23 protein-coding genes and 1 other RNA gene are annotated in these 26,398 nt (G+C 35.0%); 20 read left to right on the top strand and 4 right to left on the bottom strand.

What is annotated here, in order from left to right; translation table 11 throughout:
* The first annotated feature begins 5 nt into the window (after positions 1-5).
* The 9 genes from BW936_RS06775 (at position 6) to BW936_RS06735 (ending at position 6,835) form a co-directional block, all read left to right on the top strand.
* A complete protein-coding gene (locus BW936_RS06775; RefSeq protein ID WP_076547554.1) occupies positions 6-725 on the top strand; it encodes a DUF4198 domain-containing protein in 720 nt (239 codons plus the stop codon).
* A 343-nt stretch (positions 726-1,068) separates the two neighbouring features.
* Positions 1,069-1,368 (top strand): hypothetical protein, encoded by a 300-nt coding sequence (locus tag BW936_RS06765; RefSeq protein WP_076547550.1) that lies wholly within the window; start codon positions 1,069-1,071, stop codon positions 1,366-1,368.
* Complete coding sequence (locus tag BW936_RS06760; RefSeq protein ID WP_076547549.1) at positions 1,368-2,930, top strand: PepSY-associated TM helix domain-containing protein; 1,563 nt, start codon at positions 1,368-1,370, stop codon at positions 2,928-2,930. Before BW936_RS06765 ends, BW936_RS06760 begins: the two co-directional genes overlap by 1 nt.
* A 225-nt stretch (positions 2,931-3,155) precedes the next feature.
* Positions 3,156-3,791 carry a hypothetical protein gene (locus BW936_RS06755; protein ID WP_076547545.1) on the top strand — a complete coding sequence of 212 codons (636 nt, stop codon included), beginning with the start codon at positions 3,156-3,158 and terminating at the stop codon, positions 3,789-3,791.
* A 21-nt stretch (positions 3,792-3,812) separates the two neighbouring features.
* Entirely contained in the window at positions 3,813-4,103 is a 291-nt protein-coding gene (locus BW936_RS06750; protein ID WP_058103726.1) for a winged helix-turn-helix domain-containing protein, read from the top strand.
* Between the two features lie 54 nt (positions 4,104-4,157).
* Entirely contained in the window at positions 4,158-4,610 is a 453-nt protein-coding gene (locus tag BW936_RS06745; protein WP_076547543.1) for a hypothetical protein, read from the top strand.
* Between the two features lie 127 nt (positions 4,611-4,737).
* A complete protein-coding gene (locus tag BW936_RS06740) occupies positions 4,738-6,138 on the top strand; it encodes a DUF4153 domain-containing protein (protein WP_084181995.1) in 1,401 nt (466 codons plus the stop codon).
* Positions 6,135-6,431 (top strand): hypothetical protein, encoded by a 297-nt coding sequence (locus tag BW936_RS19445; RefSeq protein WP_143744061.1) that lies wholly within the window; start codon positions 6,135-6,137, stop codon positions 6,429-6,431. Before BW936_RS06740 ends, BW936_RS19445 begins: the two co-directional genes overlap by 4 nt.
* 11 nt (positions 6,432-6,442) lie before the next feature.
* Positions 6,443-6,835 carry a ribosomal maturation YjgA family protein gene (locus BW936_RS06735; protein WP_076547539.1) on the top strand — a complete coding sequence of 131 codons (393 nt, stop codon included), beginning with the start codon at positions 6,443-6,445 and terminating at the stop codon, positions 6,833-6,835.
* 14 nt (positions 6,836-6,849) lie between these two features.
* Here BW936_RS06735 and BW936_RS06730 read toward each other — a convergent pair whose 3' ends face one another.
* Positions 6,850-8,055: an NAD(P)-dependent oxidoreductase gene (locus tag BW936_RS06730; RefSeq protein ID WP_076547537.1), complete on the bottom strand. Its 1,206-nt coding sequence runs from the start codon at positions 8,053-8,055 to the stop codon at positions 6,850-6,852.
* 164 nt (positions 8,056-8,219) lie between these two features.
* Here BW936_RS06730 and ssrA point away from each other — a divergent pair.
* Positions 8,220-8,619, top strand: a transfer-messenger RNA (tmRNA) gene (ssrA, locus tag BW936_RS06725).
* Positions 8,620-9,185: 566 nt separating this feature from the next.
* On the opposite strand, the gene BW936_RS06720 is transcribed toward ssrA, so the two are convergent.
* Together BW936_RS06720 and BW936_RS06715 are read right to left on the bottom strand one after the other, a co-directional pair.
* The gene (locus BW936_RS06720) at positions 9,186-10,448 is read right to left on the bottom strand and encodes a sulfatase family protein (protein WP_076547535.1); all 1,263 of its coding nucleotides are present in this window, start codon (positions 10,446-10,448) and stop codon (positions 9,186-9,188) included.
* A 959-nt stretch (positions 10,449-11,407) separates the two neighbouring features.
* Positions 11,408-11,956: a sigma-70 family RNA polymerase sigma factor gene (locus tag BW936_RS06715; RefSeq protein ID WP_076547533.1), complete on the bottom strand. Its 549-nt coding sequence runs from the start codon at positions 11,954-11,956 to the stop codon at positions 11,408-11,410.
* Between the two features lie 182 nt (positions 11,957-12,138).
* Here BW936_RS06715 and BW936_RS06710 point away from each other — a divergent pair, with 182 nt between their 5' ends.
* The 10 genes from BW936_RS06710 (at position 12,139) to BW936_RS06665 (ending at position 25,118) form a co-directional block, all read left to right on the top strand.
* Positions 12,139-13,278: a FecR family protein gene (locus BW936_RS06710; RefSeq protein ID WP_076547531.1), complete on the top strand. Its 1,140-nt coding sequence runs from the start codon at positions 12,139-12,141 to the stop codon at positions 13,276-13,278.
* Positions 13,279-13,381: 103 nt separating this feature from the next.
* Positions 13,382-16,759, top strand: a complete 3,378-nt coding sequence (locus tag BW936_RS06705) for a SusC/RagA family TonB-linked outer membrane protein (RefSeq protein ID WP_208611109.1) — start codon at positions 13,382-13,384, stop codon at positions 16,757-16,759.
* A gap of 17 nt (positions 16,760-16,776) precedes the next feature.
* Complete coding sequence (locus tag BW936_RS06700; RefSeq protein WP_076547530.1) at positions 16,777-18,348, top strand: RagB/SusD family nutrient uptake outer membrane protein; 1,572 nt, start codon at positions 16,777-16,779, stop codon at positions 18,346-18,348.
* Between the two features lie 5 nt (positions 18,349-18,353).
* Positions 18,354-19,658, top strand: a complete 1,305-nt coding sequence (locus BW936_RS06695) for a Gfo/Idh/MocA family protein (RefSeq protein WP_076547528.1) — start codon at positions 18,354-18,356, stop codon at positions 19,656-19,658.
* A gap of 158 nt (positions 19,659-19,816) precedes the next feature.
* Entirely contained in the window at positions 19,817-20,587 is a 771-nt protein-coding gene (locus tag BW936_RS06690) for a 3-keto-disaccharide hydrolase (protein ID WP_076547526.1), read from the top strand.
* Positions 20,588-20,773: 186 nt separating this feature from the next.
* Positions 20,774-21,709, top strand: a complete 936-nt coding sequence (locus BW936_RS06685) for a formylglycine-generating enzyme family protein (protein ID WP_159439005.1) — start codon at positions 20,774-20,776, stop codon at positions 21,707-21,709.
* A 32-nt stretch (positions 21,710-21,741) separates the two neighbouring features.
* Positions 21,742-22,221, top strand: coding sequence for a 3-keto-disaccharide hydrolase (locus BW936_RS06680; protein ID WP_076547522.1), 480 nt, complete (start codon positions 21,742-21,744; stop codon positions 22,219-22,221).
* Between the two features lie 31 nt (positions 22,222-22,252).
* Positions 22,253-22,606, top strand: a complete 354-nt coding sequence (locus BW936_RS06675) for an MlrC C-terminal domain-containing protein (RefSeq protein WP_076547521.1) — start codon at positions 22,253-22,255, stop codon at positions 22,604-22,606.
* A gap of 156 nt (positions 22,607-22,762) precedes the next feature.
* Complete coding sequence (locus BW936_RS06670; protein WP_076547520.1) at positions 22,763-23,983, top strand: nucleoside permease; 1,221 nt, start codon at positions 22,763-22,765, stop codon at positions 23,981-23,983.
* A gap of 52 nt (positions 23,984-24,035) precedes the next feature.
* Positions 24,036-25,118, top strand: a complete 1,083-nt coding sequence (locus tag BW936_RS06665; RefSeq protein WP_076547518.1) for a Gfo/Idh/MocA family protein — start codon at positions 24,036-24,038, stop codon at positions 25,116-25,118.
* A gap of 537 nt (positions 25,119-25,655) precedes the next feature.
* On the opposite strand, the gene BW936_RS06660 is transcribed toward BW936_RS06665, so the two are convergent.
* Positions 25,656-26,396: a DUF1963 domain-containing protein gene (locus BW936_RS06660; protein ID WP_076547513.1), complete on the bottom strand. Its 741-nt coding sequence runs from the start codon at positions 26,394-26,396 to the stop codon at positions 25,656-25,658.
* Positions 26,397-26,398: the final 2 nt, after the last annotated feature.

Here is a 26,398-nt window from a genome sequence, read left to right as displayed (position 1 = left end):
AAATTATGAAAAGAATAATCATTACACTCGCCTTATTGGTATTTACCGTATCGCCAATGTTTGCCCATTACCTATGGCTTGAAACAGCCCGTACGGGTAAATTAGAGAAAAAACAGGAGGTTAGGGTCTATTTTGGTGAATATACCCATGGGGTCATTGAAAAAGTAAAAGGAGAAAGCTACCCATCTGTTTCAAAGTTCAATTTGTGGGTTATTCATCCAGATGGCACAAAATCAGTATTAAAGACCACACCAAAAGAAAACTTTTATGTAGCCCACTTTACCCCAAAAACCAATGGAACATATACAGTTGCTTTAAACAATGACAATATTGAAGTCCTGGATTATACTAAATGGGATTTTGGTATTTTCAAAACACATTACCAATCTACCGCAATGGTTCAGGTTGGCAATAAAACAAATGATACAAAAACCCTGAATGAAGATGGTATTGTCATTAAAGAACTGGCAAATACTCCTGATAAAATAAAACTTCAAGTACTCTTCAAAGGCAAACCGTTGGCTAAAAATGAGTTTAAAATATATGTTTCAGACTTGTGGAGTAAAACGCTAGAGACAGATCAAAATGGCGAAATAAGCTTTTCATTGCCTTGGAATACCAAATATACCATGGAAACAATTTACGAAGAACGTATTCCCGGTATTTATAATGGTAAAGACTATGAGTTTACCTGGCATTGTGCCACTTATTGTATTAACAATTAACCATAACCAATGATCACCCTTATTCTTCTATTAACTTTTACAGGTTTTTATTTTTGTTATGCCACCACAAAAAGACAAAAGATACCTACACATTTAAAAATTGAAAACTGGTGCCAACAACAAAGTATTCTAGCAAATTCTTTAGGTTTTATCTTGCTACTTTTTACCTGTTCCCTAACTATATACCAATTTGGTTGGGGTTCAGGTGTTTTTACTTTTTTAATCAATTTAATGACCATAGCAAGCTTAGTTATTCTTTTACAACCATTGCATCTCATCACCTATAAAACTATTATACCCACCGCTTTATTCATTTTCCTAGTAGAATTTTTATTATTTTAATATGCCCGCTAACACAAAATATCTAAACGCGTCTTTCTGGCCACGTTTTTCTAAAATAACCGCAGCCTTTCTAGGCGGTTTTATGGTTTCTACTCTATTTCATTTGGCCATTGCAAGTTGGTTTAATCATTTAAATGTAATTATCACTAGCACCTATAGTGCTATCATACTTTGGTGCGGTTTAATGATCGTAGCATTTCTTGCTAAAAATGGTTGGAAAATTTGGGCTATTTATATCCTGTCATCCATTATTCTCGCAATAATCATATTCTATGGTAAAACATTAAACCCACTTTTATAATGAGTAAAAGAACGTACAATATTTTGTTTCATTTACACACGGTCAGTGGCATTGTTATAAGTGTTGCCCTATACATTATATTTTTTACAGGTTCATTTGCATTTTTTAGAGACGAAATTGCAAATTGGGAACGTGGGCATACCGTAGAAACTCCAGATGAAATACAGTTAGATTTTGATAAGACGTTTCTAGAAATGTCTAACGATAAAAATCTTTATAGCAGAGATATTGAGTTTAAGCATTATTATAACGAGCAGCATATTGGAGTGAATTTAGGCGCATCTAAAGACACCCTACTTTCTAAAGAAAAAGCTGCTCGTTCTTTTTACTATCTGAATACGAAAGACAAAACTACCACAGATTATGTAAGCTCATATTCTTTAGGCGAATTTTTATATAGGCTACATTTCTTTGCTCAGCTACCTCACCCTTTCGGGTATTATTTATCAGGTTTTGTTGCTTTCTTTTTCCTCTTCGCCTTAATTACAGGTATTATAGTTCATTGGGATAAAATTATTTCTAATTTTTATGTTTTTAGACCTATGGCCAAGCTAAAAACAGTATGGACAGATGCGCATACGGCATTGGGGGTAATCGGCTTTCCGTTTCAATTCGTTTATGCCGTTACAGGAACTTTCTTTATGTTGAAAGCACTTTTAGTTGCACCAGCAGTTTTGGCGTTATACGATGGAGACAATAAAAAACTGTACCAAGATCTAGAATACTCACATCCAGAATTTGAATTTCAAAATACGCCATTAGAAAATACTGTAAGCATTAACGCATTGGTACAACAGGTGAAAGACAACTGGAACGGGTTTAAAGTTAATGAAGTGCATATTTTCAATTATGGAGATACAGGTATGCATGTATCGGTAAGCGGAAATGTAGATTATAAGGATAAAATTAATGGATACGGTTACACCATATTCAATGCTGCTAACAATAGCATTCACAGTGTTAAAGATCCTACTAAAAAAACATCGTATTTAGATGCTGTAAAGGGAATATTTTACAGGCTTCATTTAGGTGATTACGGTGGATACGGATTACGCATCATCTCCTTTATATTAGGGTTAATAGGATGCTTTGTAATATTAAGCGGAGTACTCATTTGGCTTACGGCAAGAAATAAGAAAAACATACCACCCAAGAAAAAGAAGTTCAACGAAGCTGTGGTTCGCTATTATTTAGCCATTTGCTTAAGTCTTTACCCAATAACCGCACTTTCATTTGTTCTAGTGCAAGTAATTAACCCTGCGGGAATGAGTTTGTTGTATAAGTTTTACTTTATTGGTTGGTTAATCTTAACCTTCTTGTTCATTCTAAAAAAGAACAATTATTTTACCAATAAATACACCCTACTCTCCGGAAGTATTATTGGTCTAACAATTCCTATTGTTAACGGTGTTTGTACCGGCAACTGGATTTGGGTATGCTATACAAAAGGCTATTACCAAATTCTTTTTATTGATATATTCTGGGTTGTACTAAGTGTTATGGGATTACTTATTGTTGGTAAATTAAATGTGACCGAAAAGAAATCTAATCCAAAAAACTAGCAAAGGTATTTGAATTTTAAATTCCCTTATTACACCGTAAATATAATTGTCATTATTTCTATAGATTGATAGAAACCATTGTTTCTATGCTATATCTTGACTTATAAATTAATAGGTTTCAATCTTCATTTTATAACAAGATACCAAATTATAAATTATTTTTTTCAACTAAATTAGTTCAGAATCAAAAATTTAATTTAACTTTGAATTTCAAAGTACTTTAATATGGAGGCGAATAAGTATCTAAACGATATTACCGAAATCAAAAATATTATGAATCGTTCTTCACGATTTATTTCATTAAGCGGACTCTCTGGAGTACTTGCCGGAATCTATGCATTAATTGGTGCAGGCTTTGCTTATGTTAAACTAAAAGATACCTCAGCTTCCAACTATGAAAATTTTTCTGGTAAGTCTTCATCACTTTGGGGTTCAGATACTGTTAGCGACCTAACGTTAATTGCTATTGCCGTTTTGGTGGCAGCAGTAATTACCGGGTTCGTTATGACCTTGAAAAAATCTAAAAAAAGCGGCGAGAAAATTTGGGACAGCACTAGTAAGAGACTGGTGTTCAATTTTGCTATACCGTTAATTGTGGGGGGTCTTTTCTGCTTAGTATTGATGCAGCAAGGAGCAGCAGGTCTAGTGGCACCTGCAACACTTATATTTTATGGTCTGGCCTGTGTAAATGCCAGTAAATATACGATGGGCGATGTTCGTTATATGGGTTTGGCATTTATAGCAATCGGCATAATTAGCACTCAATTTATAGGATATGGGTTGTATTTTTGGGCTCTAGGTTTTGGCGTTTGCCACATTCTTTACGGTTCTTTAATGTATTACAAGTACGACAGAAATTAAGATCAGCCTAGTTATAGATATATGAGTTTAATTGATAATATAAACAAAGCTTTTGACCACCGAATACGTTTGGGCATTATGTCTATACTAATGGTCAACGATTATGCCGACTTTAAAATGTTGAAAGAGTTATTGGGTGCAACAGACGGCAATTTAGCCAGCCACACTAAAGCACTTGAAAAGGAAGAATACATAAAGGTTGAAAAACAGTTTATTGGCAGAAAACCTAACACACGTTATTCAGCAACCAAATTGGGTAAAGCACAGTTTAAAAAGCACATTAATGCTTTAGAAAAACTAATAGGTAAATAGTATATTTTTTTATCATTTTACTTTGAATTTCAAAGTACTTTTAAAATATAAATCATGAGAACGACCATTTTAGAAAAATTATATAATTGGAGCGTTACGCCTTATCAATACTTCAAGAAAAATGAAGCTTGGCAGTTCAATGCAGAAGAATTAAAAAAGTACCCAAGTAACTCTTTAGGTTATCATATGGGAAAGTTTTTAACCGCCAACAGTTTTCAGTTGCAAGAAAAATTAGAAAGTCATGATGTATTTCATGTACTCACAGGAACCGGAATTACGGTACCAGATGAAATAAGCATGCAATTTTATTTAATGGGAAATGGAAAAAGAAGTCTTTACTTATTTACGGTCATATTAATAGGCGCTATACTGTATCCGGAGTATTGGATGTATTTCCAATCAAAATATTCTTGCGGAAAATCAGCCTTACCCTTTCATCAATTAGATTTTCAAAAACTGTTGCATCAGCCCACAGCACGAATAAAGTCAACATTTTTAATTCCTTAAACATATGAATTCAAACACAACTAAAATCACCAAACTTTACCCAACTATAAAGCTAGTTATGGGTTTTTATCTCCTACTAGCTTTAGTAAAAATCAAATCATTAATAACTTTTTAAATACATCATATTATGAATGTTCACATAAAATCACTCTTATCCGCCCTAGCCTTTAACCTACTATTTTACAGCAAGAGCTTCGGTCTAAATTTATTCTTAATATCTATATTGGTAGTCGTACTTATTTCTACGCTAAAGGCTAAACGTTCTACTTCTTGGGTTTACGCCCTCACCTACGTTCTTACTTCCATTTTTGTATTGATCAATCCTACTGGGTTTACCATATTTGTTCATTTTATGGCATTAATGGTCTATGTGGGCAAATCTATTTCTAACCAAACTTCATTATACCTTACTTGGCTTTTAGGCTTCATGAACCTACTAATAGCAAGTATTGCGAATTTCATTCAAAGACAAAATTCAGTAGAAGAAAAAGATGTAAAAAAGGAGACATCACCAAAATTACTTAATCGTTTAAAAGGCGGCTTTTTTGCAGGTATATTACTCATTGTTTTCGCTGCGCTGTACAAAAATGCGAATCCCGTTTTTGGTAATCTTGTGGATCAAATCAATTTTGATTTTATCAGCATATCATGGGTATTCTTTACATTTCTGGGTTATGTTATATTTCTAAATATACTACGCCCATTAGATGCAAAAGAATTAATAGCCGTCGATGCATCACAGAAAAACGAATTGAATACTCCGACCGAAATAGAAATTATAGGTCAAAAAAAGCAGTTAGAAAGTGAACACACCTTAGGCTCCATTATCTTTATAGCCCTTAATTTTTTACTGGTATTCTTTTTAGTAACAGACGGAATTTATCTTTTTCAAAATACTGATATTTCCAATGCAGAATATTCGGCTTCTGTGCACCAAGGGGTGTATGCGCTAATGTTCTCTATAGTACTGGCCATTATATTAATTCTTTATTTCTTTAGAGGAAACCTCAATTTTTATAAAGAGAATACGCAAATAAAAACGCTTACCTATGTTTGGATCTCCTTAAACATTATACTACTCGTTTTTACATCTTACAAGAACTTCACCTATATTGAAGCCTTAGGTCTTACCTATAAACGTATTGGTGTATTCGTATACCTACTACTTACCCTTACCGGATTAATAACAGCTTATATAAAGGTAGCAGAGATAAAAAGTTTAATCTATTTGGTGCGTACTAATATTGCTACGGTATTTACCCTTTTGGTAATCAGTGCTGCAGTACCGTGGGATAGAACTATTACCTATTTTAATTTAAACACACTTGAAAACCCTGATATTCATTACCTCTTGGATTTGGGAGACACCAATAGCATTCAGTTATACAATTACGCAAAAAAAAAGGGCGTAAACTATGATTTGAAAATTAGTGTTCTAGAAAAACACGAAGAATATATCAACCTACAATCAGAAAAAGCGTGGCAAGAATATACATTAGTTCAGCTCGTGCAAAACTACTTAAAATGATATTCTTATTTAAACATAAATGGAACCGAAGAATTGTTAGAGTAGTTTCATTTTATTTTCTACTCTCAACTTTACTGCTGTGTATTGCCTTAATACCAGAAACCGAGTTCACTACAGGTATAGGTATTATGCTATATCTGAGCTATATCATCCTTACCTGTATAGCGTTGATTATTATTTTGGTAAATGTGCTTAGGTATTCTAAGGATATACAAGAGCATACCATGACACTTATCTTACTGATTTTGAACTGCCCAATAAGTATGCTATACCTCTATTTTATAAACGATTAAATAGTCAACATATGAAATTCAAATTCAACCGTATCTATTTTATATACTTTCTTGTACTGCTAGCAATCGAAATCTTGATTGCCATATTCTTAAAATCAGGGTTCATTAGACACACGTTCGGAGACTACTTAGTAGTTATTCTCATGTTTTTCTTTTTTAAATCCTTCGTAAAGGCAAGTGACATTGCCATTGGCCTTGTCACATTACTAATAGCATATGCCATAGAATTTTTACAGCTCACCACCATGTTAAGTTTTTTTGGACTTGAACATTCTAAATGGGCAAATTTAATTTTCGGAAACTATTTCAGCATTCAAGATTTATTGGCATACACTCTGGGTATACTTACGGTAACAAGTTTAGAAATCAAAAACCGATTCTTGCTGAAACAACCTATAAACTAATATGAAAGGTTTAGCTATTCTTTACCATCAACATAATCCTGTAGATATGCATAACGCTCTGTCAACTTCCCGTTTTTGGTCATTCGCGCTCTTTCCAGAACTCCGTCTTTATCATTATTGAAGAAAGCAGGAATTACATTTTTTATAAAAGCCTCACCAAAACCTTCACTAGAGTCTCTTGGCAATTCGCACGGTAAATTATCTACCGCCATAACCGCAATGGCATCTGCATTTTTAAAATCTATTTCAGACTCCGTTGTTGGGTCATAACCATAAATGGGATCGGCTATGGTAGATGGTTTTATGGTAGAAGCTACCGGTCCGTCAATATCACAGCTTATATCTGCAACTACTTTAATTTTAAAATCTTTGTCCTTAGCATCTTCCCTAGTAAACAAATAAGGAGCTCCTTGTCCGTAGAAATGACCCGCAATATAGAAATCGGTCACCTTGGCAAACCTAACAAAGTTGGATTTGTATTCTTCTGGATTTGCGAAAAAATCAGCTTTATTACCACGTACACCATCCTTACGCTTATTGTATTCTCCCGCATCTATTTGGCAATACACGGGTTCATTAAATGTTTGCTCTAAATATTCGGTAACATTAACCCTGCGCATACCCATACCGACCAACATTTCCCTAGACCCATTACCTACTCTACCTTTGCCGGTAAGCAATACCTTTATATTTGGGAGCTTGATTTTTTTAAGTTCGTTTATTAAAGCTTGTTGATTAGTCAGGTCATTTGCTTTTGGTAGTTTGAAAGCATCGTATTTGAGTCCGTATGCGCGAAATCCGTTATATGCACCTACAATACCGGCATATCTACCAAAAGCAACAACACGTTGTTCTTTTTTGTTGGTAATTACCTCATGATCGTACATTTCAATATTCTTATCTAAAATAGCACGAAGCAAGTCTCTATTATAAGGTTGCTTTTTAATGGTATGAGAAAAGAAAAAGTACTTTTTATTAGGAATCAAGGCATCAATAGGCACTTCTTTAACGCCTAACAACACCTCGCAATCATTCATTTCATCTGCCACGGTGATTCCAAAATCTTGATAATCTGCGTCTGTATAAGCCCTAATTGGGGAGGGCTCTACAATAATTTCTGCTTTAGAATGTGTATTCAGGACTTTTTGACATGCTTTAGGCGATAGAACAACACGCTTATCTGGCGGATTCTTACGTTCTCTAATGATTCCGAACTTCATATGGGTTTGGTATAAATATTGTACTAAATTATACAATTAGAAACACTTGGCTTAGGTCAAAATAAAAATTATAGTGGTTGCTAAAGTTTTATTAGCTTTGCTACCAGTTATTTATTAGCTTATTGATAACGCTAAAATTTAACATTAAAGTTCATTTACATATTGGGGCCGACCGGTTTTGACAGCGAGACCAGTTGGAATGTAAGCATGTCGAGCGCTGGGAAACAGCTCGTTAATCTCATTTTTCACACTTTTAATTGGCGAAAACAATTACGCTCTTGCCGCTTAATCTGAATTATAGTAAGATTAGCCTCGTCCCTACAAGGTAGGGAAGCGAGATGTTCCTGAATAGCCCTTGTTGATGGCGATTCTTATAGGAGCACCAGAAAAATCAACATAAGGGTGTCCGCTCACTTTGGCGACACCACCAAAATCTTAAGAAGATAAGTGTGTATTAGGCGGTTTCTGGTCAGGTACACATCGAAAATTAATCAGATTCTAAGCATGTAGAAAGCATTTTAATTGCTTGTTTGGACGAGGGTTCGAATCCCTCCGGCTCCACTAATAAAAACCACCCTCCGGGTGGTTTTTTTCGTTATACCTGCGGGATTCGAATCCCAACGCTTCAGCTCGCACGTTGCTAAAAAGATCTACTAGACCTTTCATTCACACAAGGTCGTCTCCGGCGCTACAAAATAAAACCACCTTCTGTATACTCATCCTAAAAATCAGGGTTTTCATATGGCTTTAAGTCGTCAACATCATCAAAATGTAAAACCTTTGCATAATCATCATTCGTCCAAGTTCTATTTTTCTCATCATGATAAACTACAGATATGCTTAAAAAACCTTTCTTTAGTAGTTGATTAGTACCAAGTGGTATATTATTACTATATTTTCATATAATGATACCGCTATGGTGATAAGATTATTGGCCATAATAAATATGACATAGTAACTTCTTTTTTTCTCTCTGGTGAATACGCATTAATTGGCAAACTAAATGAAAACAAAAAGTTGATTTTTTCATAGTGTACAGTAATGTTTCATTACAACACGAAAATCAAGAAATTGCTCAATTTAATCTACTTCAGATTAAAACAAAGTTACACTTCAAATACGACCTCAACCTATTTATTATAGGTATTCAACACATTTTTAAATTTATCTACAATAGCATCTATTTCTCTCGTAACACTTGAAATATCTATAGGGTTCTTTTCCAATTTATCTTGTTCTAAATTAAAAAAATCACCATTATCATAAAGCTTCCATTTTTTATTCTGAACATAACTTTGAGGTTTAAATTTCCCCCAATTGGGGTCATAGTGGCAAAACACCCATTCCCTAATATCAGAATTATCACCCAACAATTGAGGATAAAAACTAACCCCATCTAGAGCCATAGACTTCTTTTCTTTTACATTGGCAACCTGTAAAAGTGTAGGCAAGAAATCGGTAAAGTCGATCAAGTTTTTATTGACCATGCCTGCAGCAATCTTTCGTGGCCAATTGGCGATTAATGGAACATGGGTTCCGGCATTAGTGGTATATCCTTTTTTTCCTTGCACCAAACTTCCTTTAAATCTAGATGCAACGTCACGGTCAGTTCCATTATCACCAACAAACAATATCAAAGTATTCTCCCGTATCCCCATGTCATCCACCTTCTGCACAAGTTTACCAACAATATGGTCCATATAAGCAACCATTTCTCCAAAATATTTTGGGTCATTTGTACCGGATTTAGCGTCAAAATTTAAAAATTCAGGGTTACTTGGTGTTGGTACAAAAGGATCATGTGCCAGCACCATAGGGTAGTAGATAAAAAAAGGATCATTCTTATTTTTCTCTATAAATGTAAATATCTTTTCCACAAATATATCAGGTCCATATTTACCTGTATGAGTTTCTACACCTCCTTCTTTTGAACTTAGGGTGGGATCTTTATATCTTGACCCAAGCGTATTGATCTGCCAAAGGCAATAATCATCAAAACCAGCTTTTTCTGGAGTGGTCCCTGCTCTATTACCCGCTAATTTTTGTTGTACCGAATTACCAAGTAATTGCCATTTGCCCACTACCAAATTCTCATACCCGGCGTCTTGAAGATAATGTCCAAAAGTTTTTTCAGAGGGATCCAATAAACCAAACCCAATATAATTACGGTTATTGTACTTCCCGGTCATAATTTGAACACGTGAAGGAGTGCACAAAGGTGTTGCATAGCATTGATCAAACCTCATTCCCCCTAGAGCTAATTGGTCCAAATTTGGGGTACTATAACTACTACCACCATTTACGCTTAAAGTTTCATATCCAAGATCATCTGCCATTATCAAAATAATATTCGGCTTTTCCTGTGATAGGGCTATGTGGCAACTGAGCCACATAAAAAATATGATTCGTAGTTGAATAAGAACAAAGCTGTTCAATTTAAGCATCTTTTATCTATTATTTTATACGTTAGCAATTCTAGTACATAACATTACCACTTGTTGAGATAACTGAGTACCTATAATTTATTTGGCAGATATTCAATTTATGTACGATCATCTCAAGATGGCACCATTTAATTTCCTTAAGAATAAAGACCTGCCTATTTCTACCAATTAAATGAATTAAATTTGACAGCCAACATCCTTACCACATATCATAACACCTATTCCAAACAGGACTTCACGTTAGATTAAGAACTAATTCTCCTTGTGGTAAAGGTGACCAACAAACTTGATTTCCCCTGAATCCTGTAACTGTTTAATGACTCATTTTGGAAAAAAAATCAATTCAACCTTATGTTATAGATTGGTGTTTAATTATACATAAATTCGCATAGACCAATGGTTTCTTCTGTAGCAAACTATAGCAAGAAAATCTATAATATACTATAGCTCATCTCTTTTCAAGTTCTTATAACCTTGCAGGATTTAATTGATGTCCAAACATTTTTGGTACCTGATCAATTATCTAAAGGTTAAGATTAACTTCACCCTATTTTGTTTTACCTGTTATAGTAAATGTCACTCCTGACCTTTGTTGGGCTAACTTCTTTTCTTGGTTCTTTTACAAATTTGGACAGCTCCTTCATGACATCTCCCTAAATATAATAAGTTTAAACGTATAAAAACCATTATTACTACTCTTCTATTTACATGTACTTTGGAACATTATTAAAAACCTTAAATAGCCCCTATCGTAGCTAGGTTCTTCATATGACATCACTACCCTAACCGCTATTCCACAAAAAACATCATAAATTATAAACTAACCGCTTTACAGGTTAGACAAAATTATTCAAAACCCTACTCTTTATCCACAACCTTAAACTATAAAATTATTGTAATTAAAAACCCTATTGATTTTCATAATATTTAAGGAAAATTATGAATATTAAATATAGAATATCAGGATTAGTTTCTGTTCTTAGAAAACGATAAGCACGCTTCATCTGTGTCTTCACTGTATTCACAGAAATATTATTAACTTCTGCTATTTCAGCATAACTTTGCCCATAGACTACATAAGATATGAAAATTTCTCTTCTTTTTTTAGGCAATTTATTCACCATATCATACAGTACCGGTATATTGCTGGAATCTTTAATATCCTCTTGATCAATATTCCTATTGTAAGCTAATTCTTGAATGAAAGATTCTTCTTTTATAATATTTCTCAAATGTTGCTGGCTTAAATTTTTAATAGCTCTTACAGAATACGCTTTAAAAGAAACTGTTAGATTAACACGATTTCTTCTCTCCCAATAAGATATAAAAAAATCTTGTACGATATCCTTAGAAACATCTGAATCCTTAACAATAGTTAAAGAAACTAAGCATAAATAAGCATAGTTCTCTCTAAAAAAAAACTCTAAATCTTCTACATTTAACGGCTGTAAATTCATTATACCTGTTGATTTTAATTTATAGAAAATTAAATAATTCCTCATTAATTCAATGATAAACCTATCTATTTATATTTAAACACACATATAAAGCACGAATATTTATTTTTTATTGTTAAAAAGTTAAATTATCTGTCACCCTAAAACAGTATTTACACGACTTAAAAAAATAAACGTTAAAAATGTCAAACGAAAAGCAATTAAAATTGGCTTTAGAGCATCTTAAAATGAAAGGTAAGTTGGATTCAGAAGACCTAAAGAAACTTTCCGATGACGATAAGCAGATTATATATGAGCTTTATAATAAAGGCTTGTTAAATGAGTCTTTTCTTCTATTAAATAAGGTTGACACTTCTAAAGATTGGACAACAATAAAAGCTGAAATAACCAAAAAGGAAACCCAATCCACTCTTGTTATGAAATCGGCTCTGAAATATGCAGCAATATTTATCGGGATAATTTCCGCCTTTTTTATGTTTCAAAAAGAAAAGTACGTATTACCAACTTATGAATCTTCTGAAAATTCTATAACATTAAGAGTAGACAATACTAATACCACTTCCATTGATGAAACCGACGTTAAAAGAAATATTTCTTTTAACGGGAAACCGATAGGTCTGCAAAGACACAATACTATACGGTATTACCCAAATTCTGAGATTGATGAAGTCATATTCAATGAACTACAAGTACCTCTTGGGAAAATTTTCAATATCGAGTTATCTGATGGCACCTTCGTACACCTAAATTCAGGAACTACGATAAAATATCCAATCAAATTTTTAAAAGGCATAAAAAGGGAGGTATATATTAAAGGTGAAGCTTACTTTAAAGTAGCCAAAGACACGCAACATCCATTCATCGTAAATGCCGATGCCGTTGGAGTAGAGGTACTTGGTACAGAGTTTAATATAACATCGTACCCTGAAGATAAAGAAATCAATACTGTCCTTATCGAAGGATCAGTAGATATGACCAATTCTTATTACCCTAATCAAAGTACCATTTTAAAACCAGGAAACCAAGGGAGCTGGAATAAAACCAATCATAATACAACAATTGAGGAGGTTGATGTAGAAATATATACTGGATGGATTACAGGAGAACTAATATTCAGAGATGAACCTTTTAGTAAAATATCACAAAAACTGGAACGTAGATACAATATCATTATCAAAAACAATAATAAAGAACTTGCCTCAAAAATGCTGAACGCCAATCTAAATGTAAACATTGAAAGTATAGAAGATATCTTAAAGTCATTGATGAAAATTCAACCTTTTACTTACAAAATTGTAGATGGGATTATATTCATAAGTTAAAAAGAATCTATGCATTAAATCTACAAATGCGGTTAAATTTTCACATAAATCACCAATTATACTATTATTCATAATTATCCAAACTAAGTATAAAAAAAACCAAATGAGCAAATTATTGACCGGGTTTTCCCAAAAGCCTTGTACAAAAACTAAACTCTCCGTTCTAATTCTATTAATTTCATTATGTAATATATATGCAAACACATATAATCAAAATACCTTTATTAGTTTAGATTTTGATAATGTCACCCTTAAAGAAGTATTAAATGAAATTGAAACTACTACAGAATTTAGATTTATGTATGAGAGCGATAAGCTGGATTTGCAACGCAAAGTTACAATACATGTAATAAAAAGTAGAATCGATCAAGTTCTTGAAATTCTATTCAACGACACTAACATTGATTATCATACGCTAAATAGGCAAATAATATTAACTAATAAAAATTCAGAGGCAAAAACAAGTAAATACACTCCCAATGTGATGGTTTCAAACGTAAAAGAAGTACAGCAGCAAGTTACGGGAATTGTTAAGGATTCAGATGGTCGACCCCTACCAGGAGCAAACATTCTTGAAAAAGAATCAACGAATGGCACTCAGACAGATTTCGACGGAAACTTTTCTATTACAGTAAACCAAGATGCCATATTGGTAATTTCATACATCGGATTCTCTACTCAAGAAGTAGCTATTGCCAGTCAGTCAAATCTATCAATAATTATGTCTGCTAATGCTGCCAGCTTAGAAGAAGTTATATTAGTAGGTTATGGCACACAAAGTAGAGCCAAAGTTACTGGAGCCATAAGTTCAGTTGACGGGGAAGGTCTTACTCAAAGACCCGTTACCAGTGCTGCAACTACCTTGCAGGGTCAATCTCCAGGCTTGACTATTCAAAACAAAGGAGGATCGCCAGGAGTAGAGGATGTAAACATTAGAATTAGAGGCATTGGGACTTTAAACAACTCAAATCCACTGATCTTAATTGATGGGGTTGAACAGTCTTTAGGTTCGGTAGAACCGCAAAATATAGAATCTATTTCAATATTAAAAGATGCTGCATCTGCTTCAATTTATGGCTCAAGAGCGGCCAACGGAGTAATATTGGTAACCACAAAAAGAGGTACGGCAAAAGGTATCACAATTACATATGATGCTTTTGTAGGGGTTCAGAACCCTAGTTTTTTTCCAGAGAAAGCTGATACCGAATCATGGTTAAGACTGGAAAATGAAGCTCAGGTAAATGCAGGAGGTACTCCCACTTATTCTGAGGAATACATTGAAAATGCTATAGCAGGTACAAAACCTTACGAATTTCCTTGGGCCAATTGGGAAGATGGAATATTCAACAAAAGTGCGCTCATGCAACAACATGCGTTTTCTATCTCCAGTGGAAACGAAAGAGGTAGAATATTTGCATCATTAAACTATAATGATTCCGATGGCATTATTCAAAATTTCAATAACAAAAGAACTACCATGCTAATCAATGCAGATATGTTTGCCAGTGAGAAGTTAACGTTCAAATTAGGACTTTTGTACCGTAATGGTAATTTTTCCGGTCCAGGCCATGCTATAAACGGGAGTGGTGTTGCCGGGTCACAAATCATTCAAGGTCTACTTCACATTAATAGAAATGTAGTCATGGAATATCCTGATGGCACATACGATTTGGTCTCTGGCTATTGGAACCCGCATGCTATGGCCAATGAAGGCGAAACCAATAGACTTTCCGATGATGTTGTTGCCCAAGGAGGTTTCGAATATAAGATAATGGAAGACTTATCTCTGGAAGGTAATGTAACCTATAAAATTGATAATCAGTCTACTTCTCATTTCATGAATAGCCTAGCAGGTATGAAAAACTATGTCACGGATAAACCTGTCGCTGTATCAGGTTGGTTTGCAACTAACGAACTCTCAGAAACCGAAAACACTAGAAGAGAGCTTAGCCAAAGACTATATCTTAATTATGATAAACAATTTGACAATCATGATGTAGAGACACTTGTTGGTTACGAAGAAATTCATAACAAATTCAAGAATGTTGTAGCAAGTCGACAAAATTTCTTTAATAATAATCTAAGAGATTTAAATGCGGGTGCGGTTGATAATCAAAGAATCAGTGGCTATAATCAAGAATGGAGACTTAGGTCCTTTTTTGGTAGATTGAACTATTCGTTCAACGATAAATATCTCATTCAAGGTAATATAAGGTATGATGGCTCTTCAAGGTTTGGTGATGGTAACCGATGGGGCATCTTTCCTTCTATTTCTGCGGGTTGGAACATAACAAACGAAGCTTTTATTGAAGATTTGGTAGAAGACACTTTTATCAGCAATATCAAACTAAGAGCATCATGGGGGCAATTGGGCAACCAAAACATTGGACTAAACCGTTTTAGGAGTACTTACGATTTAAATCAAGGTTATCAGTTTGGTGGAAATGTAGTATCCGGTTCTGCTATAAGAACTGCTGGAAATCCAAATATCACTTGGGAAACCTCAACCATGACTAACATAGGTCTTGATGCCTCTTTTTTGAATAACAGATTATCATTGGTCGCCGAATATTTCTGGAAATACACGGATGACATCTTACTTGACTTACCTATATCTAGCACCATTGGCGTTAACCCCCCAGTACAGAATGCCGCGGCGGTTTCGAACAATGGTTATGAAATAGGTATTAATTACCAAAGTGTCTTTAAACCAGATGGCTTCAATTATTCAATAGGGTTAAACTTTACCGATGTTATTAATCAAATTGAGGATTTAAATGGTGCTGGTCCATTTTTTCCAGACAACTTTTCTATATGGACAGAAGGTCATTCAATCAATACTTTAAGGGGCCTCACATCTCCTGGTCTATATAGAACCAATGAAGATTTGGCTGAATATCCAGCGACCATCAACCCAAATGTGGGAACAGGAGACATCATTTATGAAGATGTAAATGGAGATGGTCAAATTACACAATCCATTGCTCCGGGAGGTGATCAGGTCATCATTGGTAATGAGGATCCAAGGTATGAATTCGGCTTACGGTTCGATGCTTCATTTAAAGGTTTCGATTTCTCAATGTTTTGGCAAGGTGTACTTAAAAAGCAACATTTGTTGGATGGCTCAATACCTGAAGGTCCAGTTTTTCAAAACTTCGTTCACAAAGAAATGGCAGAACGCACATATCACCCTGAAAGAAACCCAAATGGTGATTGGCCTTTGGTCACATCGGGGAACTCATGGAATATCGTCAAATCAGATTTTTGGCTAATAAACAGCAAATACGCTAGACTAAAGAATTTTCAGCTAGGCTACACTTTTAGGCAAGATATTTTTTCAAAATTTAGATTATACATTTCTGGAGAAAATATGCTCACGATAACTGCTCAAAAGTTATTTGATCCAGAAACTCCTAGAGGAAGAAGTCAGTTCTTTCCTCATACAAAAACAATAAGTGTTGGTCTTAACGTGGTATTTTAAGAAATAAATAAAATATTATGAAAAATTTAGATATATTAAAAGGATTACTATTAATGGTCTTAGCTCTATTCTTAGGGTGTACTGAAGGACTAGACGAAGGACTAGATATTGAACCTACCGGTGCGGTTTCAGAGACGGTTTATTGGAGGACTGAAAGCGATGCTATTTTAGCCGTTAACGCTATTTACAATGAGCTTGACAACCCCCAATCTGTTATAGAACTAGATGGCATTACTGATATAGGCTTTAGATCTGCCTCAAATATCCCTACTTTTAATGACGTACGCCTTGGTGAAATAGATCCGTCAAATTCCACAATCACCGGAATATGGGAAAGATACTATCGCGGTATTCGAAAGGCTAATGACGTTCTAGCGAATATAAGTCGTGTAGAAGAGGGCGACCCAAATGTTATGGCAAGATTAAAAGCCGAAGCTCAATTCTTAAGAGCATATTATTATATGCAGCTTTCCAGTCTTTGGTGTAATGCCCCCTTAATCCTAGAACCTCTTGATGTTAATGACCAGCGCCCTACTAACTCCAAGGAAGAAATCGTAGATTTTGTACTAAATGAATTAGAAAATATTATTAATAGTGAGGCATTGCCTATGAGTTACAACAATGATAATCTTGGTAGAGTTACACATGGCGCTGCTTTAGCCACTAAAGCAAGGGTAGCCATTCGTAATAACAAATATGAACTGGCCAGAGATGCTTCTTTAGCCGTAATTAATTTAGGAGTTTATAGCTTGTACCCTGATTACGAAGCGCTTTTTCAGTCTGCAGGGCAGAATTCATCGGAAATAATATTTGATAGGCAATATGCCGTCGGAGGGAATGTCTACAACAACTTTGGATATTCAGCTGCATCTATCGGTGGTAATTCTACCGTTGAACCTATGATGGGGCTTTTTGAGAAATACGAATATATCGGACCTGTCAACCCAGATGACCCCTATGAGAACAAAGACCCTCGATGGGCTTTTAATGTATATTATACCGGACAGACCATTGGCAACAACACTTATAATTCTTGGCCTTACAGCAGCACTCCCGACCGAGTTAGTGGTAGTGAGTGGGCTACTATATATGGTTATAATCTGAAAAAATGGGTGGATTACGAAACATTTGTGCAGAACCCAGACTTAGGTGATATAAATATGATATTGATTAGGTATGCCGATGTATTGTTAATGTATGCAGAATCTAAAATTGAGCTTAATGAAATTGATACTTCCGTTTATGATGCCATTAATGCTATAAGACAACGACCAACAGTAGAAATGCCAGCTATTACCGAAGGGAAAACACAGTCAGAACTCCGGCAAATAGTTCGTGATGAACGCGTCAAGGAACTAGCTTTTGAAGGTCTTCGGCTATACGACCTTAATAGATGGGAACTTGGCGAAGCAAAGGTTGGTCTTCTTGAGGGTATGCTTTACCTCAACGAAAATTCAGGTGAATGGGAAACATTAGACTATGGGCAGGTTGCCAAATTCAATCCAGCTCGCGATTACTGTTGGCCTGTTCCACAAAAGGAAATGGACATAAACGATGTAATAACACAAAACCCCGGATACACAAATTAAAAAATATGAAAGACAAATCAATTATTACCAAAGACACTCGTAGAGGATTCATTAAAAAGGCAGGAGCTGCTGCTCTTTTCAGTACTGGATCAATTCATATGCCCATTGGTTTAGCTAATAGTTTTAGCGGCACCATAAAGAAACAACTCAAAGTAGGATTGGTCGGTTGTGGAGGCCGGGGTACAGGCGCAGCTGTACAAGCGCTGAACGCAGACCCGGATGTGGTATTACATGCCATGGCAGACGCTTTCGAAGATAGACTTACAAGTTCGTTGAATTTATTAAAAAAAGCTCACGGCAAGCGTATAAAAGTTGATAAAGCGCGACAGTTCGTAGGTTTTGATGCTTATAAAAAACTTATCGATTCTGGAGTAGATGTCGTACTTCTTGCGACTCCTCCTGGCTTCAGACCTAATCACTTAACAGCTGCTGTAGATGCTGGAAAACATGTCTTTTATGAAAAGTCAGTAGCAGTAGATGCACCGGGTGTTCGAAAAGTACTGGAGGCTGCGAAAAAAGCTAAAAATAAAAATCTGTCTTTAGTTTCTGGTTATTGTTTTAGATACGACCTTCAAAAACAGGCATTGTATGGAAAAGTTTTAGATGGTGCCATAGGAGATATAAAATCGATCTCATCAACTAGAAACGGTGGAGAACTATGGTTTAAGGGTAGACAACCAGAATGGACCGACATGGAATACCAACTTAGAAACTGGTATTATCAAAATTGGTTGTCAGGCGATTTTATTGTAGAAATGTTTGTACATAGTTTAGATATGATAACCTGGGCATTAGGTGAGAAAATGCCCTTGTCAGTGACCGCTACGGGGGGAAGACAATGGCGTACCGACAAGAAATATGGAAACATATTTGACCATTTTGCAATGGAATATAACTATGCTAATGATATAAAAGGATACTGTTTTACAAGACAACAACGTGGAGGGTCTTCAAAAAATGCAGTCGAAATCAATGGGTCTTTAGGTAATGCTTTTTATGAAGGAAACCGCCATGAGATTACAGGCAGAAACCCTTGGAAATACGATGGTGAAGTCAATAACATGTATCAGTCGGAACATGATGCACTCTTCAAATCCATTCGAGAAGATTCTGGTATAAATGATGGAGAACTTAGTGCCAACAGCACACTTATGGGTATTATGGGAAGAATGGCCGCTTATACAGGCCAGACGATAACCTGGGAGGACGCATTAAATTCAACTGAAATATTAGGACCCGATTCTTACGACTGGAATCTAAAGTTTGAAGGACCTGAAATAGCCGTACCTGGCAAAACCAAATTTATCTAATCATAAAATTATAGGTTACAGTGAAATAGTTGATTCATCTAGGAGTATGCTCAAAAATTCAATTGATTTTTTGGGCGTCTAATCTACACATAGATTGACTTACTACCCTCTATCTTAAATTCAATAACCGTTTCTGACACGAATTATTAAAAATAACTATGAAATATATAAATAAATTAGGATTACGAATTGCCTTTGCTTTAGCATCAATCGTTGTTACTGAAATTAGTGCACAAACTGACGATTTTAGTTTTGAATTTGGTTCTGTGACCGAAATGAAAGACCTCTACGCTCCAAATTCAGTTGAGGCCGAAACTATAAAATGGAAAAATGTGAATACTAACGAAAAAACATGGTCTGTTCAAAATGATGGCACCTTGGTGTGTAAAGGCATGCCAATAGGAGTTGTACGATCTGAAAAACAGTATGAAAACTTTATTCTACATGTAGAATGGAGACACATGGAAGCAGGAGGAAATTCTGGAATATTTGCCTGGAGCAGTGCAAACCCAAAAGAAGGTCAAAATTTACCCGATGGCCTTGAAATACAAATGTTGGAATTAGACTGGGTAAATCTCAATCTACAAGATGGAAAAAAACCTCCGATTGCCTATGTACATGGTGAACTTTTTGGTGTAGGTGGGGTAACAACAATTCCCGATAACCCTAGAGGAGAAAGAAGTAAATCCATTGAAAATCGTGCAAAAGGGAAAGGTATTTGGAATACGTATGACGTAGTATGTGTTGACGGTGTGGTAAAGCTTGCTGTAAATGGAAAATTCGTAAATGGTCTTGCAAAATCATCACAAAAAAAAGGCTACTTATGCCTGGAATCAGAAGGAGCTGAAATACATTTTCGAAATTTAAAGGTTACCGAACTTCCTCCAAGTGTAATATCTATAGACCAAATTGCTCCAGAATTAAAATAGATTACAAGTTAAGTCTCAATTACCTTTTCCTTATCTACACTTGAGTTCTATTTTCATTGAAGGAATGTAAAAACCTAAATATTATACAATTAACAAAAACGATTATTACCAATGCAATATCACAAACGGCTTATAAGCATATTGACTGTATGCTTATTTCTTATTAGCGCAAGCCAATACACAAAAATGGTCGATACTGAATTTCTCCCGTATACAGAACAAATTCCCGACTCAGATATTCAAATAAAAATGGCTCCAATACAAGGGGGAACATTCTACATGGGAAGTTCAAGTACTGAAAAGGGACGAAACTCTGATGAAGGACCTAAGCGAAAGGTCAAAGTAAATTCTTTTTGGATGGGTGTTCATGAAATAACTTGGGAACAATACAATCAATTTCTAGATGAAAACCCCCAAAACATTACCAATAGAACTATCACTCTTAAGGACGGTTCTAAAGTGGATGTAGATGGTGTAGCTACGGCAACCCCAATGTATGTTGATATGAGCTTCGGTATGGGTAAAGAAGGGTTTCCTGCTATTAATATGACCCAGTATTCTGCCGCTATGTATGCAAAATGGCTATTTGCCAAGACCGGAAACTTTTATAGACTTCCTACCGAAGCGGAATGGGAATATGCCTGCCGTTCAGGTTCTACAACGGCATTTCATTTTGGTGATGACACAAGTCAATTGGACAAATATGCTTGGTATAAAGCAAATAGTAATGAAAAGTATCACAAAGTCGGAACCAAACTACCCAATACCTACGGTCTTTATGATATGCATGGCAATGTAGCAGAGTGGACCATGGATGAATACAAAGAAAATTATTTTGAAATTTTACAAGGAAATCCTGCTAACAACCCTCTTTTTAAGCCAACCAAACTTTATCCTCGATCGGTACGTGGCGGCTCTTGGATGAATTCTCCTGAAGACCTTCGGTCCGCAAATAGGCATGCTTCCTCAAAAAAATGGAAACAACGTGACCCTCAAATGCCAAAAAGCATCTGGTGGCTGACCGATGCCCCCTTCATTGGGTTTCGTTTAGTAAGACCTAAAGAAACACCTTCTAAACAGGAAATAGAAAAATATTGGCTTTCCGTAATGGACGATTTCTGAAAATCTCATATTAAACCATAGAAAAATAAAGTATGGGAATATCACTATTTGTTTTAATTATTTTACTAAGCTACACTACAATTTATTCACAAGAAGCTACGGATATTTTTAACGGTAAAGATTTATCTGGCCGGACAAAACCCGGCAGCGAATTTTGGTATGTTGACGGTGGCAAACTGGTTTGCGAAAATGGTCCTGAAGCAAAATACGGATACCTATCCACTAAGAGAATTTATAAGAATTTTATTTTAAATCTTGACTATAAACTTGAGAAAAATAGCAAAAGCGGGATTTTCATACGTCCACATGCTGGAAGTAACAATGGTACTTCCAAACGTGGATGGCAAATAGAAGTAACCCCTCCTAAACAACATATTGAGGGTATTTACCGATCCACTGTTGCCGGCAAAGACTTTCTAACAAAACCATATCCTGAAGACGAAAAACATCTTAAACCAACAGCTTGGAACCACATGCGAACTGAAACTAATGGTAATACTGTAAACAATTGATTAAATGGTTAAAAAATGGTCGAACTTAAAGATGGGAAAATTGGAGAAGGCTAATGCTATAGGAGTATTCATAAAAATTGGCAATTATCTAGGTATTGAAATAGATTCTCGTTTCGTACCATCCATTAAGATTAACAAATCATCTATAGATAATATTGCAGAAAGTGCAGTAGTATTTAGAACCATTAATACAAGGCTAATAGTCTCTTATAATCATAATAGAAAACCCAACTTTGGGGATTTAGGTCCGTACCTCCTAAAAACTGATATTATTGAAGCCAAAATAGGCTATTTGCTCCCTGACCTTTATAATATGCGCAAAGATTGGATTATGGCACTAATGACAATAGAAGTTGATCAAAATTTAAAAAGTTTGCCTATATAAGAGTAAATAGACCCATGGTTCCTTTTGACAACCAACAAATAGAGCTATACGCAAAAGCTGGATTCACACCTACTTCCTATGAATTTATTCCTTCTGCATATAGTCATTACAGTAAAATAACCCGAGAATACTTAAAATAAAACATCGACTCTTCCAATGAAAAAATCGCTCCGAATAAAATTGTCCGCTTTAATGCTATTAGAATATTTTGTTTGGGGGGCATGGTATGTTACCATGGGCACTTATCTGTTAAGTTCATTGAAAGTTGGCGCTACACAGGTAGGCGCAGCTTATGCCAATTTATCGATAGCGGCAATTCTATCTCCCTTTTTCATAGGCTTGGTTGCAGATCGGTATTTCTCTGCAAAAAACGTTTTAGCTACGTTACATTTGTTTGGCGGCATCTCACTTTACTTGATTAGTTTTACAGATAATTTTCAAAATTTCTGGTGGTTAATTCTTCTATATACGCTCCTATACATGCCTACAATTTCACTTGCGAATTCCATATCATTCTCTCAAATGACCGACCCGGATAAAGAGTTTCCCCTAATAAGAGTATTTGGAACCTTAGGTTGGATTACAGCAGGGTTATTAGTCGGCTTCATGGAATTGGAGGCATCTTATCTAACGTTTCAAATAGCGGCTGTATGCTCAATATTGTTGGCGACGCTATGCCTCTTTTTACCAAATACCCCACCAAAGGGTAAACAAAATAGTCTATCTTCAATTTTAGGTTTAGATGCACTTATCCTATTTAAAGATAAATCGTTTGTTATATTTTTCATAAGCTCAATTATTATCTGTATCCCTCTTGCCTTTTATTATAGCTTTGCCAATCCCTTTCTAAACGATATAGGTTTTGATAACGCAGCTGGAAAAATGACCCTGGGGCAAGTTTCAGAATTTTTGTTCTTATTACTAATGCCTTTTGCATTTAGAAAACTTGGCTTGAAAAAAGTTATGCTTGCCGGAATGATAGCCTGGGCAATTAGATACCTATTTTTTGCCTTTTCTTTGGAGTTTAATGATAATTGGATTCTATATACAGCAATAATTCTACATGGTATATGCTACGATTTCTTTTTTGTATCCGGACAAATTTATATAGCCAAAAAAGCGGGTAAGTCTTTCAGAAATGCAGCACAAGGATTAATTACATTTGCAACCTATGGAGTAGGAATGTTAATAGGTTCTTATGTTTCTGGGTGGGTAACCAACATGTTTACATCTAGTAAAAACTCCACTATAAATTATGACTGGCAATTTATCTGGTTAGTACCTGCGGCAATTGCTATAATTACGGCAATTTTATTTATGATTCTATTCAAAGAAAACAAGGTTCAGCCAATAGTAAAAATACATCAAACAGAATAGTTTTTTTTAAACATCTGTCTGTCTTTAAATTTAATTGAAAATTAAAAAAATTATGATAAATTCTAAAAAACCAATTCGAGTCTTAGTAGTTGGATGTGGAAATATGGGTACATCGCATGCTATAGCCTATCACAATTTAAAAGAATTCACAATTTGTGGTTTGGTATCCAAAGGAAAGAGTAAAAATATATTGAATGAAAAATTGGATAATAAATATGCGTTATTCAATGATTACGAAGATGCATTGAAAGCAACCAAGCCAGATGCCGTATGTATATCAACATATCCGGACACACATGAAAAGTTCGCCATTAAGGCCCTTGACAACGATTGCGATGTTTTTATAGAAAAACCACTAGCAGATACGGTAGCAGGTGCAGAGAGAATTGTCCAAAAAGCAATGCAAACAGAAAAAAAAGTTGTTGTTGGATATATTCTAAGACATCACCCATCATGGCAGCGATTTGTAGAATTGAGCCAAAATTTAGGTAAGCCTTTGGTAATGCGCATGAATTTGAATCAACAAAGTAAGGGTGAAATGTGGAATGTACATCGAAATCTAATGAAGAGCCTCAGTCCCATAGTCGATTGTGGTGTTCATTACATTGATGTAATGTGCCAAATGACAAATTCCAAGCCTGTCCAAGTAAATGCAATTGGAGCTAGGTTGACTAAAGATATTCCCGAGTGGAATTATAATTACGGTCAACTACAAATTCGTTTTGAAGATGGCTCCGTAGGTTGGTACGAAGCTGGATGGGGACCAATGATAAGTGAAACAGCATTTTTCATCAAAGATGTATTTGGTCCTAAAGGGTCTGCATCCATAGTTACAAAAAATGGATCTGCAATCGGAAAATCAGATTCAGTAGAGTCTCATACAAATACCGAAACAATACGCTATCACTGCGCAGAAATAGATGAGAATAATCAATTTAAACAAGTAGATTCAATAATTAACCTAGAAGACGAACCCGACCATCAAGAATTATGTAAAAGGGAACAACAATATTTTTTTAGGGCTATAAAGGAAAATACAGACTTAAATATCCATCTTAAAGACGCTGTGAATAGCTTGCGTATTGCTTTTGCCTGTGATGAATCCATTCGTAAAAAGAAATCTATTGATTTATGATTTTTTGGGAATATCATCATACTTAATTTAAAAAAATCTAAAACCTATCTTGATATATTTTATAATTAAGTTACTGAGTGAATTTACCTAAGACTTGCCCCGTAGAGAATTATAAAATAGGTCTTTAAACTTTAAAAACTAAAATAGAAGCATACCTCGGGGCATTCATTACATTTTAAATCAACTAAAACGTGTCATGCTTTCTGAGCTTTCAAAATAAAAAGAAAGTTTTTTTAAACTAGAATTCTAGATGGAAGTAATGATATAAATAAAATGCCATTTACAATTAAAAGATAAAATAATACATACACTTAACTGCCATGTATTTAATCGGATAAGAAAACTAGAAACTAATAGCTCTACGGTTAAGCACAAATGGATTGCAACTTTGCAATATTATAGGTTCCTTCAAAAAACTCGTAGGTCTCTGTTGTTATTAGTGCATTTTATCATAAAACAACCTTTCACGTTAACGGAGCTTAAATTATAACCAATTGCCAAAAGTTAACCCTTATAAGCTTCACAAAAAACACCCTACTACCCCGCATTAGACTTAATATTAGAGAAATCACCTTTTGCCAGTTTCTCTTTTTCTATAAAAAGCATTAAATATCCTCGATCGTTCCAATATAGCCCAAAACCAGATTGATAACGCAAGGTTAATAATGAGGTCCAATCATCATTTTCCCTTGGATCAGCATCTAATGAATTATAAAAGGGATAGCCTAATATATAGCTTTCATATTTTTTATCAGTCTGTTCTAACACCTTAGAACAGATATAATTCATTTGCTTTTTGTTGAGTCCTTTGGTTGGGTATAACTCTGGCTTAAAAGGGATATCTACTTCTTGTTTAAAAACCACATCTAGCGTATACTTATCAGGGAAGTTAGGGTTATCATAAGGTTTTAAGTCCTCTACATTTTCAAAATAGAAAACCTTCGCATAATTATCATCTGTCCAAGCCACGGTATTCTCATCATCATAAGCTACAAATATGCTTAGCAAACCTTTCTTTGGAAGATGATGATCACCAGGTGGTATTTCACTTAGATGAAATTGCGCTATGAACCTATAATCACCAAATTCATGTTTGGGCCATTCAAAATTGTCTGGAACAAGTGGATTGCCACCATACTTGCTTATTCCCTTTTCATCAAAAACCGTTGCTTGGTTAATGGCTATGGCTGGCAGCATGATGGACCTTAAAAAGGTCTCCTTCTGGTCCAAATCATATTTTCCTCCAATTACAATCTCATTAAAATCTCTAATATCCATAA

Source organism: Maribacter ulvicola (assembly GCF_900155985.1).
GTDB classification, from domain to species: Bacteria; Bacteroidota; Bacteroidia; order Flavobacteriales; family Flavobacteriaceae; genus Maribacter; species Maribacter ulvicola.
The sequence above is the reverse complement of the archived record's forward strand: the minus strand, read 5'-3'. Positions and strand labels throughout refer to the sequence as shown.